Source organism: Streptococcus sp. DTU_2020_1000888_1_SI_GRL_NUU_041A (genome assembly GCF_032387735.1).
Classification (GTDB): Bacteria; Bacillota; Bacilli; order Lactobacillales; family Streptococcaceae; genus Streptococcus; species Streptococcus sanguinis.
Window position 1 is genome coordinate 1142807 of record NZ_CP135591.1, and the last position, 16102, is coordinate 1158908.

A 16102-nucleotide genomic window follows, 5' to 3' on the forward strand; every position below is an offset into this window, starting at 1 on the left:
ATGACCTCAACACAAGCGATTTTTGAAAAGGTTCAGAAGGTCAAGAAGACAATTAATACGGCCACAACAGCTGAGAAAAACCATGCTCTAGAAGAAATGGCAAAGCAGCTCTGGCTTTCTCGTGCGGATATTTTAGCAGCCAATGAATTGGATATGGAAGCGGCTAAAGGTAAGATTTCAGATGTGATGCTGGATCGCCTCTATCTGGACGAGGATCGCATTGCTGCCATGGCAGAGGGTATTCGTCAGCTGATTAACTTAGAGGATCCCGTAGGGCAAGTCTTGGAAAGAACCGAGCTTGATAACGGCCTTGTCATCAGTAAGAAGCGGGTGGCCATGGGCGTGATTGGGATTATCTACGAAAGTCGGCCTAATGTCACCTCTGACGCTGCGGCTCTGGCTCTAAAGAGTGGTAGTGCAGTCGTCCTCAGAAGCGGCAAGGATGCCTATCAGACAGCGCTAGCTATTGTCACAGCCTTGAAAGAAGGCTTGGTTCAGACGGAGATTTCGCCGGATTGTATCCAGTTGGTTTCTGATACCAGTCGGGCTTCTGCTCAGGCTATGATGAAGGCCAAGGGCTATCTTGATTTACTCATTCCTCGCGGAGGTGCTGGACTGATTCAGGCGGTCGTGGAAAATGCGACAGTGCCAGTTATTGAGACAGGTACTGGAATTGTCCATGTCTATGTAGATAAGGATGCTGATCAAGACAAGGCTTTGGCGATTATTGAGAATGCCAAGACCAGTCGCCCTTCTGTCTGCAATGCCATGGAGGTACTGCTGGTTCATGAAGAGATTGCAGCAGCATTTTTGCCACGTTTGCAGAAGACTTTGGTGACAGATTGTGATGTTGCGCAAGAAAAAGTTGTTGAATTACGTTTGGATGAGAAAGCAGCTCAGTATATCTCGGGCTCGCAAGCTAGACCAGAAGATTTTAATACCGAATTCTTAGACTATATCTTGGCGGTCAAGCTGGTTTCTTCGCTGGAAGAAGCGGTGGAGCATATTGAGGCTCACAGCACCCATCACTCGGATGCCATTGTGACGGAGAACGATTCAGCGGCAGCTTATTTCACAGAGCAGGTCGATAGTGCGGCCGTTTATGTCAATGCTTCAACCCGTTTTACAGATGGCGGTCAATTTGGACTCGGCTGCGAAATGGGGATTTCTACTCAGAAACTGCATGCCAGAGGTCCTATGGGACTGAAAGAGTTGACCAGCTATAAGTATGTCATTCAAGGGGATGGTCAAGTGAGGAAATAAAGATGAAAATTGGATTTATCGGTCTGGGAAATATGGGTGGCAGTCTCGCCCGCCTAGTTGCCCAAGAGGAAAGATTTAGAAGTGAATTATTATTAGCCAACCGAAGTAGAAACAAGGCTGAAAAGATTGCTGCGGAAGTTGGTGAACAACCGGTTAGTAATGCAGAAGTTTTTGCTCAGGCAGAAATTATTTTTCTGGGAATCAAACCAGCTCAATTTGCTGACTTGCTGGCTGATTATCAGGAAATTCTAGAAAAACGCGAGTCTCTTCTGCTGGTTTCGATGGCTGCTGGTCTGAGCTTAGAGCTATTAGAAAAATTGACATCTAGCCAGCATCGTTGGATTCGAATCATGCCTAATACACCAGTAGCTGTTGCCGAGGGTGTTATTACCTATGCTTTATCCCCAGAAGCGAATCAAGCGGACGAAGATTTGTTGCATGAGCTTCTGTCTTCGGCTGGACTTTTGATCAAACTAGAGGAAAAACAGTTGGATGCAGCGACTGCTCTTGCTGGCTGTGGACCAGCCTTCGTCTATCTCTTTATAGAGGCTTTAGCGGATGCTGGTGTGCGAGCAGGACTTAGTCGTGATATATCGCTTGAACTGGCCAATCAAACTCTCTTAGGCGCTGCCAAACTTAGCCAAGTGAGTGGGCAACATCCTGCCCAGCTCAAAGACCAAGTCTGCAGTCCGGCCGGTTCGACCATCGCCGGGGTAGCTAGTCTGGAAGAAAATGCCTTTCGAGGAACGGTCATGGATGCCGTTCAAGCTGCCTACAAGAGGACGCAGGAGTTGGGGAATAATTGATTTAGATCTTCAATTTTTTTAGATTATAGAAAGGGTGTGACATGCGAGGACAATTTTTGTCTTTACAGGATCACTCTTTTTTTCTTTGTTTGATAATCAAATAAGTCCTCTCTTTAAAACTGTGGTATAATAAGTACTATGCAAACCAAACCGACTTCTGCTTATGTGCACATTCCTTTTTGTACTCAGATTTGTTATTACTGCGATTTTTCCAAGGTTTTTATCAAAAATCAGCCGGTAGATAGTTATCTGGAGCATTTGATTGAGGAGTATAATTCTTACGACATCAAAAAGCTCCGTACCCTCTATATCGGTGGTGGGACTCCGACCGCTCTATCGGCGTGTCAGTTGGCTTTTTTGCTGGAAAAGCTGACAGACAAGCTGGACTTGTCTTATCTAGAAGAGCTGACTATTGAAGCCAATCCTGGGGATTTGGACCAGGGGAAGATTGCTGTACTCAAAGACTCACCTGTCAATCGGGTTTCGCTGGGCGTACAGACTTTCAATGACCGCATGCTCAAGCAGATTGGTCGCAGTCACTTGGAAAAGGACATCTATGAGAATATTGCCAATCTCAAAAAAGCGGGTTTTGACAATATTTCGATTGATCTGATTTATGCCCTGCCCAAGCAGACAATGGAAGATGTGAAAATCAACGTAGCCAAGGCTATTGCCCTAGACATTCCTCACATGAGTTTGTATAGCTTGATTTTGGAAAATCATACGGTCTTCATGAATCGAATGCGACGAGGGAAGCTGCCTCTGCCTAAAGAAGATTTGGAAGCGGAGATGTTTGACTACATTATAGCTGAGCTGGAAAAGGCCGGCTTCGAGCATTATGAGATTTCAAACTTTTCCAAGCCAGGCTTTGAGAGCCGCCACAACCTCATGTATTGGAACAATGCGGAGTATTATGGTATCGGAGCGGGAGCGTCTGGCTATGTCAATGGTGTCCGCTATAAAAACCACGGGCCAATTCGCCATTATCTGCAGGCGGTGGAAGCGGGCAATGCCCGTGTGCAGGAAGAAGTGCTGACGCTGAAAGAACAGATGGAAGAAGAGATGTTTCTGGGCTTGCGTAAGAAGTCAGGTGTTTCAAAAAAACGCTTCGAGGAAAAATTTGGTATATCCTTTGAAGAACAGTATGGAGCTATTGTGGCTGAACTGACTGAGCAGGGTTTGCTAGTGCCTGACAGAAACATTGTGCGTATGACCAAACAAGGTCTCTTTTTGGGCGATACGGTTGCTGAGAAATTTATATTGGAGTAAATCATGGGCTTAACTTATCAAATGAAAATGAAAATTCCTTTTGATATGGCAGATATGAATGGCCATATCAAGCTGCCGGATGTCATCTTGCTGTCCTTGCAGGTATCGGGGATGCAGTCAATCGAGCTTGGCGTCAGTGACAAGGATATGCTGGAGCGGTATAACCTAGTCTGGATTATCACGGACTATGATATTGATGTGACACGTCTGCCACGATTTGCAGAGGAGATTACTATCGAAACAGAAGCCTTAACTTATAATCGGCTCTTTTGCTACCGTCGCTTTACGATTTTTGATGAAGCGGGTGAAGCCATTATACAGATGAAGGCAACCTTTGTTCTTATGGATCGAGATAGCCGCAAGGTTCGTGCCGTTGATCCGGAGATTGTAGCGCCATATCAATCAGAGTTTTCCAAGAAATTACTGCGCGGTCCCAAATATCCAGACTTGAAAAATCCTGTCAGCAAGGACTACCATGTGCGCTTTTACGACTTGGATATGAACGGACATGTCAATAATAGCAAGTATCTGGACTGGATCTTTGAGGTCATGGGTGCAGATTTCCTCACCCAGCACCTTCCCAAGAAAGTCCACCTTAAGTATGTCAAGGAAGTCCGACCAGGCGGCATGATTGCTTCTAGCTATGACCTAGAAGGTCTGCAGAGCAATCACCAGATTTCCAGTGATGGCGAAGTCAATGCCCAGGCTTTGGTTACCTGGCAAGAGTTTAAACATGAGAATGAGGAAGAGCAGAAATGACTTATAAAGGATATTTGATTGATTTAGACGGGACGATTTATAAGGGCAAGAGTCGGATTCCGGCTGGTGAAGCTTTTGTGCATGAGTTGCAGAAGCGCAAGATTCCTTATCTTTTCGTGACCAATAATACTACTCGCACGCCAGAAGCAGTGCAGACCATGCTGACTGAAAATTTCAATATTGAGACGCCACTAGAGACTATTTACACAGCTACTTTAGCTACCATTGACTATATGGAGGAGAAAAATCTGGGCAAGAAAGTCTACGTTATCGGTGATGTCGGGCTTAAACATGCCATTGAAGAAGCTGGATATATAGAGGATACAGAAAATCCTGACTATGTAGTAGTGGGTCTGGACTGGGAAGTGGACTATGAGAAGCTGACAATAGCGACTCTGGTCATTCAAAAAGGTGCTCACTTTATCGGGACCAATCCAGATCTTAATATTCCGACTGAGCGAGGTCTGCAGCCAGGAGCGGGTGCTATCAATGCCCTCTTGGAAGCAGCCACTCGGGTTGAACCGACCTTTATCGGCAAGCCCAATGCCATCATCATGGAAAAAGCCATAGAGCATCTAGGGTTGGCGCGTGAAGAAGTGGTCATGGTGGGTGATAACTATCTGACAGATATTCGAGCGGGAATCGACAATGGGATTCCGACCCTTCTGGTTACGACAGGTTTTACCCTACCAGAAGAAGTGCCAAATCTGCCGATCCAACCGACGCATGTCTTGTCCAGTCTAGCGGAGTGGGACTTCGATGCGTGATAAGTTGAGATTTTTAGCCAGCGTCTTGTGCTTGCTGGCAGCAGCGATATTACTAACCATTTATCTGGCTTGGCTCTTATATCCGATGGAGATTTCTTATTTCAACTTGCCAGATAAGGTGTATTTGAAAGCAGAGACCATTCAGTATAATTTTAATATTTTGATGAATTACCTGACCAATCCTTTTAGTCAAAAGCTGGCGATGCCAGATTTTCGTTCGTCAGCAGCAGGGTTGCATCATTTTCAGGCGGTCAAGTATCTTTTTCACTTGGCGCAAGCTATTTTTCTAATAACTTTGCCGGCTTTGATCTTCTTTATCAAAAAAGTGGTCAAAAAGGGATTTTTAGGTCTCTACAGACGGGCTTTTCTAGTGATTAGTCTTTTGCCGCTTGCCTTAGGTGTACTGGCTTTTCTGATTGGCTTTAACAGTTTTTTTACACTCTTTCATCAAGTTCTCTTTGTAGGAGATAATACCTGGATGTTTGATCCAGCCAAGGATCCAGTCATTTGGATTCTGCCAGAAGAATTTTTCATGCACGCCTTTATTCTTTTTGCTTTGCTTTATGAGGGAATCTTTTTGACCTTGTATTTCCTGAGCAGAAAGAGTAAAGAGCAAACTTAATATAGGAGATTTTATGTATTATATACCAGAACCTTTAAATCCTAAAAAAGATCTAGGACGATTTTCAGCGACTTGCTTTACTTATTTATGGGTCATGATTGCTGCTGTCTTCATTTACGTATTTGTTGCCTTTTTTGTCATCATGCCAGGACAAGGTATGGACATTCAAAAGACGCAAGACATTGTTACCAAATTCATGGAAAAGGACGGAGGAGCCTATATTCTAGCTTCCTGTCTCGGTGTTCTTACTTTTACGGTGTCTCGGGGCAAGCAGCTCTTTAAATACGACCTTCGTCGCAAGGGGCGGAAGATGACTCCTAAAGTTTTCTTTTATATGATTTGCTTCCTTTTATTTGCCCAAATGTTTACAGCTGTTGTCAATCAGATGATGCAGGCAATCATGCAACTCTTCAATCTAGATCTTTCTAGTATGGAATCAGGAGGCGGCGGTTCTGAAACACTGACCATGCTGATTTATTCATCCTTGATGGCTCCAGTTACGGAGGAAATTATTTTTAGAGGTGCTGGATTGCGAGCGTTAGAGAAGCATGGAAAGATTTTTGCCATTCTTCTGACTGCGATTTTGTTTGGTCTCTTTCACGAAAATCTTTATCAGTTTTATTTTGCTAGTTTGATTGGTTTGGGCTTTGGTTATATCGCTTTTGAGTATTCGATTATCTGGTCTATCATTTTTCATGCTCTCAATAACTTTGTCATAGCAGAAGGTATAGCTTTTCTTTCAAAAAAAGCTCCAGAGCCTATTGTTAACATCGTTTTTTACGGCCTATTAATCGCTGGCAGCACAGTATTTCTTTTGCTTTTAATTTTGAAATGGCCAAAATTTAAGGAATACATTGACGCCAATCGTTCGCTCCCAGGGACCTACCGACAGGCTTTTAAGTCAGTCTGGTTCTGGGTTCTGGTTGTGTTTACTTTTCTTGGAACTTTTCTGCCTGTCATGGCAGCCTATCTTGTATCATTGATTAATAATAGCTAATTGCCTTTTATTTGGCAGTTATGCAACGATATGTAAGGAGTTGGATATAGTCCAGCTCTTTTTTTGTTCGGTAAAAAGATAGAAATTGAAAGTTTTTGATAGAAAATGCTTGACATTGAAAATTAAAGAGGTATAATAATAATCGTAAACGATTTCAAAGGAGGTGCTTTATGCTGAAGTCGGAAAGAAAGCAGGTTATTCTAGAGACAGTCATAAGAGAAAAATTTGTTTCCTTAGACTATCTAGTACATGCTTTAAACACTTCAGAATCAACTATTAGAAGAGATTTGGATGAGTTGGAGAGCGAGCATAAACTGCGACGAGTTCATGGTGGAGCCGAGAGCCTTCATTTTCTACAAGAAGAGGAGAGTAATCAGGAAAAATCTATCAAAAGCATTCAAGAAAAGACAGCTATTGCCAAGATGGCAGCAAGTTTGATTCAAGAATATGATGTGATTTTTATTGATGCTGGGACAACCAATGAGCTCTTAGTCAATGAGCTGCATGACCCTAGAGTGACTGTTGTCACCAACTCCATTCACCATGCGACCAAGTTGGTGGAGCGCAATATCCCGACAGTCATTATCGGCGGAAAGGTCAAGCGCTCAACAGATGCCAGCATTGGCGGTGTTGCCCTAAATCAAATCGGTCAGTTGAATTTCGATAAAGCCTTTATTGGAATGAATGGCATTGACGATGGCTTCTTTACCACTCCAGATATGGAAGAAGGAGCTGTCAAAAGAGCGATTTTAGAGAACGCTAAGAAGACTTATGTCTTGGCTGATCTTTCTAAACTAGGACAGACGTCCTTTGTCAAGGTTGCTCCTCTTGCCAAAGCAAGCATTATTACTAATCAAAATGAATCAGAAGTGATTCAAGCGCTCAAAGAAAAAACGGAGGTGATTGAAGTATGATTTATACTGTCACACTAAACCCTTCCATCGACTATATTGTCCGTCTGGACAAGGTCCTTATAGGAAGCGTCAATCGGATGGACAGTGACGACAAATTCGCTGGCGGAAAGGGTATCAATGTTAGCCGAGTTCTCAAACGTCTAGGTATTGAGAATACAGCGACTGGATTTATCGGTGGTTTTACTGGCAAGTTCATCACAGATACTCTGAAAGAGGAAGGAATCTCCAGCCATTTTGTAGAAGTTGAGCAGGATACTCGTATCAATGTCAAGATTAAAGCAGATGCTGAGACAGAAATTAACGGACCTGGTCCAGAAATTTCCAGTCAGAAACTAGAAGAACTGGAGAAATTCCTTTCTTCTCTGACCTCGGAAGATACGGTAGTCTTCGCAGGTAGCAGTCCTAAAAATTTAGGTAATATTGTCTACAAGGAGCTGATTGGCTTAACCAGAAAGACGGGAGCACAAGTTGTATGTGACTTTGAAGGTCAGACGCTACTGGATTCTTTAGAGTTTGAGCCGCTTTTGGTCAAACCTAATAATCACGAACTAGGTGATATTTTCGGAGTCAGGCTCGAAAGCTTGGATCAGATTGAGAGTTATGCTCGTCAAATTTTAGCCAAGGGTGCCCAGCATGTCATCATTTCCATGGCTGGCGACGGTGCCTTGCTTGTAACTCAGGAGGGTACTTACTTCGCTAAACCTATCAAGGGCAATGTGAAAAATTCTGTTGGTGCTGGCGACTCTATGGTGGCTGGATTTACTGGAGAGTTTGTCCGCTCTGGCGATGTTATTCAAGCCTTCAAATGGGGAGTGGCCTGCGGAACAGCAACCACCTTCTCAGATGATTTGGCGACAGCTGATTATATAAAAGAAATCTATGAAAAAGTAGAGGTAGAAAAAATATGAAAATTCAAGACTTACTAAGAAAAGATGTGATGTTGCTAGACTTGCAGGCAACAGAGAAAAAAGCTGTTATCGAAGAAATGATTCAGAGCCTAGTGGATCATGGTTATGTGACAGACTTCGAGACTTTCAAAGAAGGGATTTTGGCTCGTGAAGCCTTGACTTCTACAGGCCTGGGTGATGGAATCGCTATGCCTCACAGCAAAAATACTGCAGTGAAAGAAGCGACTGTCCTTTTTGCCAAGTCAAATAAAGGCGTCGATTATGAAAGTTTGGATGGCCAGCCAACTGACCTTTTCTTCATGATTGCAGCTCCAGAAGGTGCTAACGACACTCACTTGGCGGCCTTGGCTGAATTGTCTCAATACTTGATGAAGGATGGTTTTGCGGATAAATTGCGTCAAGTGACTTCGCCTGATCAGGTGATTGAGCTCTTTGACCAAGCTTCGGAAAAAGCGGAAGAACCTGCTGTTGTCGAACCTGCCAATGAGGGGGGAGACTTCCTTGTAGCTGTAACAGCTTGTACGACAGGGATTGCACACACCTACATGGCTCAAGAGGCTTTACAGAAGGTTGCAGCTGAAATGGGTGTCGGCATCAAGGTTGAAACCAACGGTGCTAGTGGTGTTGGGAATAAGCTGACAGCAGAAGATATCAAAAATGCCAAAGCTGTTATCATTGCTGCTGATAAAGCGGTAGAAATGAATCGCTTTGACGGCAAGCCGTTGATCAATCGTCCGGTTGCTGATGGTATTCGTAAGACAGAAGAACTCATCAAACTAGCCCTTTCTGGAAATGCAGAGGTTTACAAGGCGGCTAACGGTGGTGGTGCTGCGGAATCAAGCAATGAAAAGCTTAGCCTGGGTGGTGCTTTCTACAAGCACTTGATGAGCGGTGTTTCCCAAATGTTGCCATTCGTTATTGGTGGCGGTATTATGATTGCCATTGCATTCTTGCTGGATCAGATTTTGGGTGTGCCAAAAGATCAGCTTTCTAATCTAGGAAGTTATCATGAGATTGCAGCGCAGTTTAAAGCAATTGGTGGAGCAGCATTTGGTTTCATGTTGCCGGTATTAGCTGGTTATATCGCTTATTCAATCGCTGAAAAGCCAGGTCTGGTTTTCTGGTTTCGTAGCTGGTGCAATTGCGAGCAGCGGTGCATCATTTGGTGCTGTTGCCTATGCTGAAGGCGGTCAGAAAACTCTTGATTTAGTTGGTGTATCATCTGGTTTCCTTGGAGCTTTGGTAGGAGGATTCTTAGCCGGTGGTATTATCCTGCTTCTTCGCAAGCTTCTTGCAGGCCTGCCTCGTTCACTTGAAGGTATCCGTTCAATCTTGCTCTTGCCTCTTCTGGGTGTTCTTGTGACTGGATTTGTGATGTTGGCGGTCAATATTCCAATGTCAGCAATCAATACGGCCTTGAACGATTTCTTGGCAAGTCTGAGCGGAAGCTCTGCGGTTCTTCTTGGTCTCTTAGTCGGTGGTATGATGGCTGTCGATATGGGTGGACCGGTTAATAAGGCTGCTTACGTATTTGGTACTAGTACACTTGCAAGCACTGTTTCAACTGGTGGTTCTCCTGTTATGGCAGCGGTTATGGCAGCTGGTATGGTTCCGCCTTTGGCAGTATTTATTGCAACTCTTTTGTTCAAACATAAATTCACTGAAGAAGAACGTGATTCAGGTTTGACAAACATCGTCATGGGACTATCTTTCATCACAGAAGGAGCGATTCCTTTTGGAGCTGCTGACCCAGCTCGTGCTATTCCAAGCTTTATCGTAGGCTCAGCTCTTACAGGTGCTCTTGTAGGCTTGTCTGGTATCAAGCTCATGGCTCCTCATGGAGGAATCTTCGTTATCGGATTGACAAACAATCCAATCCTTTACTTGGTATATGTATTGATTGGTGCAGTAGTCAGCGGTATTATCTTTGGTTACCTGCGCAAACCACTTAAAAAATAATATTTAAAGAATCTCGCTTGTCAGTGAGATTCTTTTTTGTGTTTTCTGGCCTGCAAATTTTAGCATGGAAACTTCACTCGATATATGGTATAATGAGCCTATCGCATATTTTTAGGAGAATAAAAATGAATATACAGCGCGAAAAAGAATTTGTTAGTCAGTACCATTTTGACGCCCGAAATTTTGAGTGGGAAAAAGAAAATGGAACACCTGAAACCAAGGTTGATGTGAATTTCCAATTGGTCAAAAGAGATGTCGAAGCCCACACAACTTCGTTGATTGTGATTTTGACCTTTATGATTGTTTTTGAAAATTTTGTTATCAGCGGAACTATTTCGCAAGCCAACCACATTCACGGTCGTCTTATTGAGGAACCGAGCGAATTTGACCACGATGAAGTAGAAGAGCTGGCTCGGCCTTGCTTAACCATGCTCAATCGCTTGACTTATGAAGTGACAGAAATTGCTCTAGATTTGCCGGGCATTAATTTGGAGTTTTAATCATGAAGTTAGCGGTTATCACAGATTCATCGGCCTATCTGCCGGATTCCCTGCTAGAGAACGAAAATCTTTTTATTTTGGACATCCCGGTCGTGATTGACGGTGAGTCTTATGTCGAAGGCAGAAACTTAACAGCTAGTGAATTTTATGAAAAGATGGCTCGGTCAGATGAACTGCCCAAGACCAGTCAGCCTAGCATTGCTGAGTTAGAAGAGATTCTCACCATTCTAGATGGCAAAGATTATACCCATGTTCTGGGGCTCTTTCTATCTAGCGGAATTTCTGGTTTCTATCAAAATATTCAGTATCTGAAAGATGAATTTCACGGTTTGAAAATCGCCTTTCCGGATTCTAAGATTACCAGCGCTCCGCTCGGTATCATGGCCCAATCAGCTCTAGAATGGGCAGAAGAAGGCCTAGATTTTGAAACAATTTTAGCTAATGTCCAGAAGCAGATTGATGGCACCGGCGCCTTTATCATGGTGGACGACTTGGACCACTTGGTCAAAGGAGGACGCCTGTCTAACGGCGCAGCTATTCTGGGAAATCTGCTCAGCATCAAGCCTATTCTGTATTTTAACGATCATGGTGTGATAGAGGTTTTTGAAAAGATTCGGACGGAGAAGAAGGCAACCAAGCGTATGCTGGAACTTGTCCAAGAAAGAACAGCAGGCAGTGCTTATCAGATTATGGTTATCCATGGCAATGCGCCAGAAAAAGCAGCTGAGCTTCAGCAGAATCTGCTAGACAGTGGTATTACTGGTGAAGTTCCTATCGCAACCTTTGGTAGCGTCATCGGGACACACTTGGGTGAGGGCAGCGTTGCACTTGCTTATATTCCTGTGATTTGATTGTCTGAATATCTGAGCCTGTCTCTGTAAGGAGGAGAAACATGAGTATCAAAGTTATTATTGCTGGTTTTAAAGGGAAAATGGGCCAAGCAGCCTATACAATGGTAACAGAAGATCCAGAACTAGAATTAGTTGGACTTCTGGATCTTTTTACGGATGAAAAAGAAGTAGCAGGTATTCCTGTCTTCAATGCCAAGGAAGAATTGGCTGAAATGGAAGCCCATGTCTGGGTTGATTTTACAACCCCTAAAGTAGCTTATGACAATACTCACTTCGCTCTGGAACAGGGATTTTGCCCAGTGGTTGGAACGACAGGTTTTACTCCTGAGCAGTTGGAAGAGTTAATCACATTGTCTAGGGAAAAGGAGCTGGGCGGATTGATTGCACCAAACTTTGCCTTGGGAGCCGTTCTGCTGATGCAGTTTGCGGCTCAGGCAGCCAAGTATTTCCCTAATGTAGAAATTATCGAACTGCATCATGACCAGAAAAAGGATGCACCGAGTGGGACAGCTATCAAGACAGCCGAGCTCATCAGCCAAGTCAGACCAAGCAAGCAGCAGGGAGCTGCTGATGAGGAAGAGTCTATAGCTGGCGCTCGCGGAGCTGATTTCGATGGCATGCGTATCCATTCAGTTCGCTTGCCTGGTCTGGTTGCCCACCAAGAAGTAATCTTCGGCAGCCAAGGAGAGGGATTGACACTGCGGCATGATTCCTATGACCGCGCTTCTTTTATGACAGGAGTTAATCTCGCTATTAAAGAAGTTGTCAAACGCTCAGAATTAGTCTATGGATTGGAACATTTACTATGAGATTAGAAACTCTGCCTTCTGAATTTCAGGAGGCTTTGCCAGTATTAGAGAAGATAAAAGCGGCTGGCTTTGAAGCTTATTTCGTTGGGGGTTCTGTTCGAGATGCCCTTTTGCAGCGACCTATTCACGATGTGGATATCGCTAGCTCCAGCTATCCTGAGGAAACCAAGCGTATCTTTGAACGGACAGTTGATGTGGGGATTGAGCATGGAACTGTCTTAGTTCTGGAAAATAACCGTGAATACGAAGTGACTACTTTCCGGACCGAGGATGTCTATGTGGATTACCGCAGGCCCAGCAAGGTTTCTTTTGTGCGCTCATTGGAAGAAGATCTTAAGCGGCGCGATTTCACCATCAATGCTCTAGCTTTGGATGAAAACGGCCAGGTCATCGATCTTTTTCAAGGCTTGGATGACTTGGAAAATCGGATTTTGCGGGCTGTTGGGACGGCTGCTGAGCGTTTTAATGAAGATGCTCTCCGCATCATGCGGGGCTTTCGTTTTCAAGCTGCCTTGGATTTTGACCTGGAGCAAGATACTTTTGCGGCTATGAAGGATTGTGCTCCCTTGCTTGAAAAGATTTCGGTTGAACGAATTTTTATCGAGTTTGACAAGCTCTTGTTGGCTCCGTTTTGGCGCAAAGGCTTAGAGGCACTCTTGACAAGCGGTGCCATAGAATTTTTGCCAGATTTGAAGGAAAGCAGAGCTAAGTTAGAAAGGCTCTTTGACTTGGCTTCAGATTTTCGCTTTTCAGCATCTGAGCAGGCTTGGGCAGCTCTTTTACTGGCCTTGGATGTGCAAAATGTCAAAGGCTTTCTAAAAAAATGGAAGACCTCTCGTGAATTTGCCAAGAAAGTAGAAGATTTGGTTGAGATTGCGGCCATCCGCTCAGAACGAGACTTGACCAAGCGCGACTGCTATGACTATGATATTGACTTATTGCTACAAGCAGAAGAGCTTCGGCAGGCGCAAGGTTTGGCAGTTGATTTCTCTGCGATTCAGAATCTTGATGCCAGTATGACTATTCACAGCAAGCAGGAAATGGTGGTCAATGGCGGCATGCTGATGCGGGAGTTCGGCTTTGAGCCAGGACCAAAACTGGGTCAAATTCTGAAAGAGTTGGAATATGCTATTGTAGATGGCCATTTACCTAATGACTTAGAGGCCATTTATGCTTATATCGAGGAGAAGAAATGAGCGATTTTATCGTTGATAAGCTAACTAAATCAGTAGGAGATAAGACTGTTTTTCGGGATATTTCCTTTATCATTCATGATCTAGACCGGATTGGTCTGATTGGTGTCAATGGAACAGGAAAGACAACGCTGCTGGATGTCTTGTCGGGCAAGTCAGGCTTTGACGGAGATGTCAGCCCTTTTTCTGCTAAGACAGGCTATAAAATTGCTTATCTGACTCAGGAGCCTGATTTTGATGAAGAGCAGTCAGTGCTTGACACTGTTCTATCAAGTGATTTACGGGAAATGCAGTTGATTCGAGAGTACGAGCTACTCCTGACGGCTTATGATGAAAGTCAGCAGTCTAGGCTAGAAGCGGTTATGGCCGAGATGGACTCGCTGCATGCTTGGGAAATCGAAAGCCAGGTCAAGACGGTTCTGTTCAAGCTTGGTCTGACAAATCTGTCACTTAAGGTTGGTCAGCTATCAGGAGGCCTTCGTCGCCGAGTTCAGCTGGCTCAGGTTCTCTTAGGTGATGCAGATTTGCTCTTACTGGACGAGCCGACCAACCACCTAGATATTGATACCATTGAATGGCTGACGCATTTCTTGAAAAATTCAAAGAAGACCGTGCTTTTCATCACCCACGACCGCTATTTCTTGGATAATATTTCGACACGGATTTTTGAGCTGGATGGCGGTCGCTTGATTGAATACCAGGGAAATTATCAAGACTATGTCCGTCTTAAAGCAGAGCAGGATGAGCGGGATGCGGCCTTGCTTCATAAGAAGCAGCAGTTATACAAGCAGGAGCTTTCTTGGATGCGACGGCAGCCTCAGGCTCGGGCAACCAAGCAACAGGCTCGTATCAATCGTTTCCATGACCTCAAGAAAGATTTGGCAGGCCAGACGACTGAGAGCAATCTGGAAATGAACTTTGAAACCAGCCGTATCGGTAAGAAGGTCATCGAGTTTCAAAATGTAGACTTTGCTTATGATCAGAAGCCTATTCTCTATCAGTTCAGTCTTTTGATCCAGAACAAGGACCGCATTGGGATTGTCGGAGATAACGGTGTCGGCAAGTCAACCTTGCTCAATCTGATTGCCGGTAAACTCCAGCCTCAGGTTGGCCAGCTCATTATCGGAGAGACAGTCCGAGTGGCCTATTTCTCTCAGCAGATTGAGGGCTTGGATGAGTCTAAGCGGGTCATTAATTATCTGCAAGAAGTGGCTGAGGAAGTCAAGATAGGCAGTGGAACGACTTCCATTGCAGAACTCTTGGAGCAATTTCTCTTTCCTCGTTCTACTCATGGGACTTTAATCGAAAAGCTTTCTGGTGGAGAGAAAAAGCGACTTTATCTGCTCAAGCTTCTCTTGGAAAAGCCGAATGTCTTGCTTCTTGATGAGCCGACCAATGATTTGGATATTGCGACTCTGACGGTCTTGGAGAATTTTCTGCAAGGCTTTGCCGGGCCAGTCATTACAGTCAGCCACGACCGCTATTTCCTAGACAAGGTAGCCAGCAAGATTTTGGCTTTTGAAGATGGAAGTATCAGAGAGTTTTTCGGAAATTACACAGATTACTTAGATGAAAAAGCTTTTCTTGCAGAAAGCTCTGCTATTTCTCAAAAGTCGGAAAAGGAAAAATCGGCCAAAGTGCGCGAGGAGAAAAAGCGTATGAGCTACTTTGAAAAGCAGGAGTGGGAGTCCATTGAGGCCGATATCGAGGCGCTGGAGGAGCGGATTTCTGAGAATGAAACGGCCATGCAGGAGAATGGCTCTGACTTTGCTCGCCTGTCTCAACTCCAGCAAGAACTGGATGAGCAGAACGAGAAACTGCTGGAAAAATACGAGCGCTATGAATACCTAAGTGGGTTAGACGGATGAAAGAAGTAGTGTTTAGGCAGAGCTGGTTGAAGATAATCATCTTAGCTATATCGGCGAGCGCTCTTGCTGTCTTTATGACTACAGTTCTTGTATTACCATCTAAAAATGGATACCTATTATTCGACTCCAATATTTCTGTGATTGAAAAAATGTTTTTAGTGATAGGTACAATTGTTTTTGATTTTCTTTCTATTTTGGTATGGATTTGTTTGTTTAGGGATAAACGTTTTCTTCGTCTAACGGAACAGGGTTTTTACTTTAAACCCCTTCTTTTTAGAGAAGTTTCGTTTTATAGTTGGGAAGAAATCCAGAGGATAGACTATAGAATTGAACGTATTCGACATTATGCAAAATATCAATTATTCAATAAGAGTCATATTTTGACGATTTGTTTTCATTCAGTGGATCCTGCGGTTTTGAAGAGAAGTAGGCTTGCTTCTAGAAAGAGCAAAAGATATAAGTTTGGTATTCCTGAACCGTTAGAAATTACTCTTATGTTATTGAAAAAAAGAGAAACCAAAATATATTTATGAAACGATGATGGATTACCATAATCAATGGCAAGCAAGTCAGAAGGATATTTAAGGTGAAGGTATAGTCCGAACAGTTTCATAAAC

At 43.9% G+C, this 16102-nt stretch carries 14 protein-coding genes and 2 pseudogenes; all 16 read left to right on the forward strand.

Annotation, left to right across the window (positions count from 1 at the left end):
• The 16 genes and pseudogenes from RSK81_RS05520 to RSK81_RS05595 all read left to right on the forward strand — a co-directional run bounded on the left by RSK81_RS05520 (nt 1) and on the right by RSK81_RS05595 (nt 16070).
• Nucleotides 1-1263 (forward strand): glutamate-5-semialdehyde dehydrogenase, encoded by a 1263-nt coding sequence (locus RSK81_RS05520; protein ID WP_315687684.1) that lies wholly within the window; start codon nt 1-3, stop codon nt 1261-1263.
• Nucleotides 1264-1265: 2 nt separating this feature from the next.
• Nucleotides 1266-2069, forward strand: coding sequence for a pyrroline-5-carboxylate reductase (proC, locus tag RSK81_RS05525; RefSeq protein ID WP_002924889.1), 804 nt, complete (start codon nt 1266-1268; stop codon nt 2067-2069).
• Between the two features lie 138 nt (nt 2070-2207).
• Complete coding sequence (gene hemW / locus RSK81_RS05530; protein WP_002924887.1) at nt 2208-3338, forward strand: radical SAM family heme chaperone HemW; 1131 nt, start codon at nt 2208-2210, stop codon at nt 3336-3338.
• A 3-nt stretch (nt 3339-3341) separates the two neighbouring features.
• The gene (locus RSK81_RS05535; protein ID WP_002924886.1) at nt 3342-4097 is read left to right on the forward strand and encodes an acyl-[acyl-carrier-protein] thioesterase; all 756 of its coding nucleotides are present in this window, start codon (nt 3342-3344) and stop codon (nt 4095-4097) included.
• A complete protein-coding gene (locus RSK81_RS05540) occupies nt 4094-4864 on the forward strand; it encodes a TIGR01457 family HAD-type hydrolase (protein WP_002924876.1) in 771 nt (256 codons plus the stop codon). The genes RSK81_RS05535 and RSK81_RS05540 overlap by 4 nt, the downstream gene beginning before the upstream one ends.
• The gene (locus RSK81_RS05545) at nt 4857-5486 is read left to right on the forward strand and encodes a TIGR01906 family membrane protein (RefSeq protein ID WP_002924875.1); all 630 of its coding nucleotides are present in this window, start codon (nt 4857-4859) and stop codon (nt 5484-5486) included. The genes RSK81_RS05540 and RSK81_RS05545 overlap by 8 nt, the downstream gene beginning before the upstream one ends.
• 13 nt (nt 5487-5499) lie before the next feature.
• Nucleotides 5500-6483: a CPBP family intramembrane glutamic endopeptidase gene (locus RSK81_RS05550; protein ID WP_002924874.1), complete on the forward strand. Its 984-nt coding sequence runs from the start codon at nt 5500-5502 to the stop codon at nt 6481-6483.
• Between the two features lie 170 nt (nt 6484-6653).
• Nucleotides 6654-7397, forward strand: a complete 744-nt coding sequence (locus RSK81_RS05555; RefSeq protein ID WP_002924872.1) for a DeoR/GlpR family DNA-binding transcription regulator — start codon at nt 6654-6656, stop codon at nt 7395-7397.
• A complete protein-coding gene (gene pfkB / locus RSK81_RS05560; protein ID WP_023916176.1) occupies nt 7394-8305 on the forward strand; it encodes a 1-phosphofructokinase in 912 nt (303 codons plus the stop codon). Before RSK81_RS05555 ends, pfkB begins: the two co-directional genes overlap by 4 nt.
• Nucleotides 8302-10264 (forward strand): annotated as a pseudogene (locus RSK81_RS05565) (fructose-specific PTS transporter subunit EIIC). The gene pfkB and the pseudogene RSK81_RS05565 overlap by 4 nt, the downstream one beginning before the upstream one ends.
• Nucleotides 10265-10389: 125 nt before the next feature.
• Nucleotides 10390-10764, forward strand: coding sequence for a DUF1149 family protein (locus RSK81_RS05570; RefSeq protein WP_002915309.1), 375 nt, complete (start codon nt 10390-10392; stop codon nt 10762-10764).
• 2 nt (nt 10765-10766) lie between these two features.
• Nucleotides 10767-11615: a DegV family protein gene (locus tag RSK81_RS05575; protein ID WP_002924867.1), complete on the forward strand. Its 849-nt coding sequence runs from the start codon at nt 10767-10769 to the stop codon at nt 11613-11615.
• A gap of 41 nt (nt 11616-11656) precedes the next feature.
• Entirely contained in the window at nt 11657-12424 is a 768-nt protein-coding gene (dapB, locus tag RSK81_RS05580) for a 4-hydroxy-tetrahydrodipicolinate reductase (RefSeq protein ID WP_002924866.1), read from the forward strand.
• Nucleotides 12421-13620 carry a CCA tRNA nucleotidyltransferase gene (locus tag RSK81_RS05585; protein WP_002924865.1) on the forward strand — a complete coding sequence of 400 codons (1200 nt, stop codon included), beginning with the start codon at nt 12421-12423 and terminating at the stop codon, nt 13618-13620. The genes dapB and RSK81_RS05585 overlap by 4 nt, the downstream gene beginning before the upstream one ends.
• On the forward strand, nt 13617-15485 hold the full coding sequence (locus RSK81_RS05590) for an ABC-F family ATP-binding cassette domain-containing protein (protein WP_315687687.1): 1869 nt from the start codon (nt 13617-13619) through the stop codon (nt 15483-15485). The genes RSK81_RS05585 and RSK81_RS05590 overlap by 4 nt, the downstream gene beginning before the upstream one ends.
• A pseudogene (locus tag RSK81_RS05595) lies at nt 15482-16070 on the forward strand (hypothetical protein). The gene RSK81_RS05590 and the pseudogene RSK81_RS05595 overlap by 4 nt, the downstream one beginning before the upstream one ends.
• Nucleotides 16071-16102 lie beyond the last annotated feature (32 nt).

Excerpts from the sequence above, each read along its gene's own strand:
- RSK81_RS05550 (WP_002924874.1), top strand. The coding sequence starts at position 5,500 with ATGTATTATATACCAGAACCTTTAAATCCTAAAAAAGATCTAGGACGA.
- proC (WP_002924889.1), top strand. The coding sequence starts at position 1,266 with ATGAAAATTGGATTTATCGGTCTGGGAAATATGGGTGGCAGTCTCGCC.
- RSK81_RS05555 (WP_002924872.1), top strand. The coding sequence starts at position 6,654 with ATGCTGAAGTCGGAAAGAAAGCAGGTTATTCTAGAGACAGTCATAAGA.
- RSK81_RS05575 (WP_002924867.1), top strand. The coding sequence starts at position 10,767 with ATGAAGTTAGCGGTTATCACAGATTCATCGGCCTATCTGCCGGATTCC.
- RSK81_RS05545 (WP_002924875.1), top strand. The coding sequence starts at position 4,857 with ATGCGTGATAAGTTGAGATTTTTAGCCAGCGTCTTGTGCTTGCTGGCA.
- dapB (WP_002924866.1), top strand. The coding sequence starts at position 11,657 with ATGAGTATCAAAGTTATTATTGCTGGTTTTAAAGGGAAAATGGGCCAA.
- RSK81_RS05535 (WP_002924886.1), top strand. The coding sequence starts at position 3,342 with ATGGGCTTAACTTATCAAATGAAAATGAAAATTCCTTTTGATATGGCA.
- RSK81_RS05520 (WP_315687684.1), top strand. The coding sequence starts at position 1 with ATGACCTCAACACAAGCGATTTTTGAAAAGGTTCAGAAGGTCAAGAAG.
- RSK81_RS05585 (WP_002924865.1), top strand. The coding sequence starts at position 12,421 with ATGAGATTAGAAACTCTGCCTTCTGAATTTCAGGAGGCTTTGCCAGTA.
- RSK81_RS05540 (WP_002924876.1), top strand. The coding sequence starts at position 4,094 with ATGACTTATAAAGGATATTTGATTGATTTAGACGGGACGATTTATAAG.
- pfkB (WP_023916176.1), top strand. The coding sequence starts at position 7,394 with ATGATTTATACTGTCACACTAAACCCTTCCATCGACTATATTGTCCGT.
- hemW (WP_002924887.1), top strand. The coding sequence starts at position 2,208 with ATGCAAACCAAACCGACTTCTGCTTATGTGCACATTCCTTTTTGTACT.
- RSK81_RS05590 (WP_315687687.1), top strand. The coding sequence starts at position 13,617 with ATGAGCGATTTTATCGTTGATAAGCTAACTAAATCAGTAGGAGATAAG.
- RSK81_RS05570 (WP_002915309.1), top strand. The coding sequence starts at position 10,390 with ATGAATATACAGCGCGAAAAAGAATTTGTTAGTCAGTACCATTTTGAC.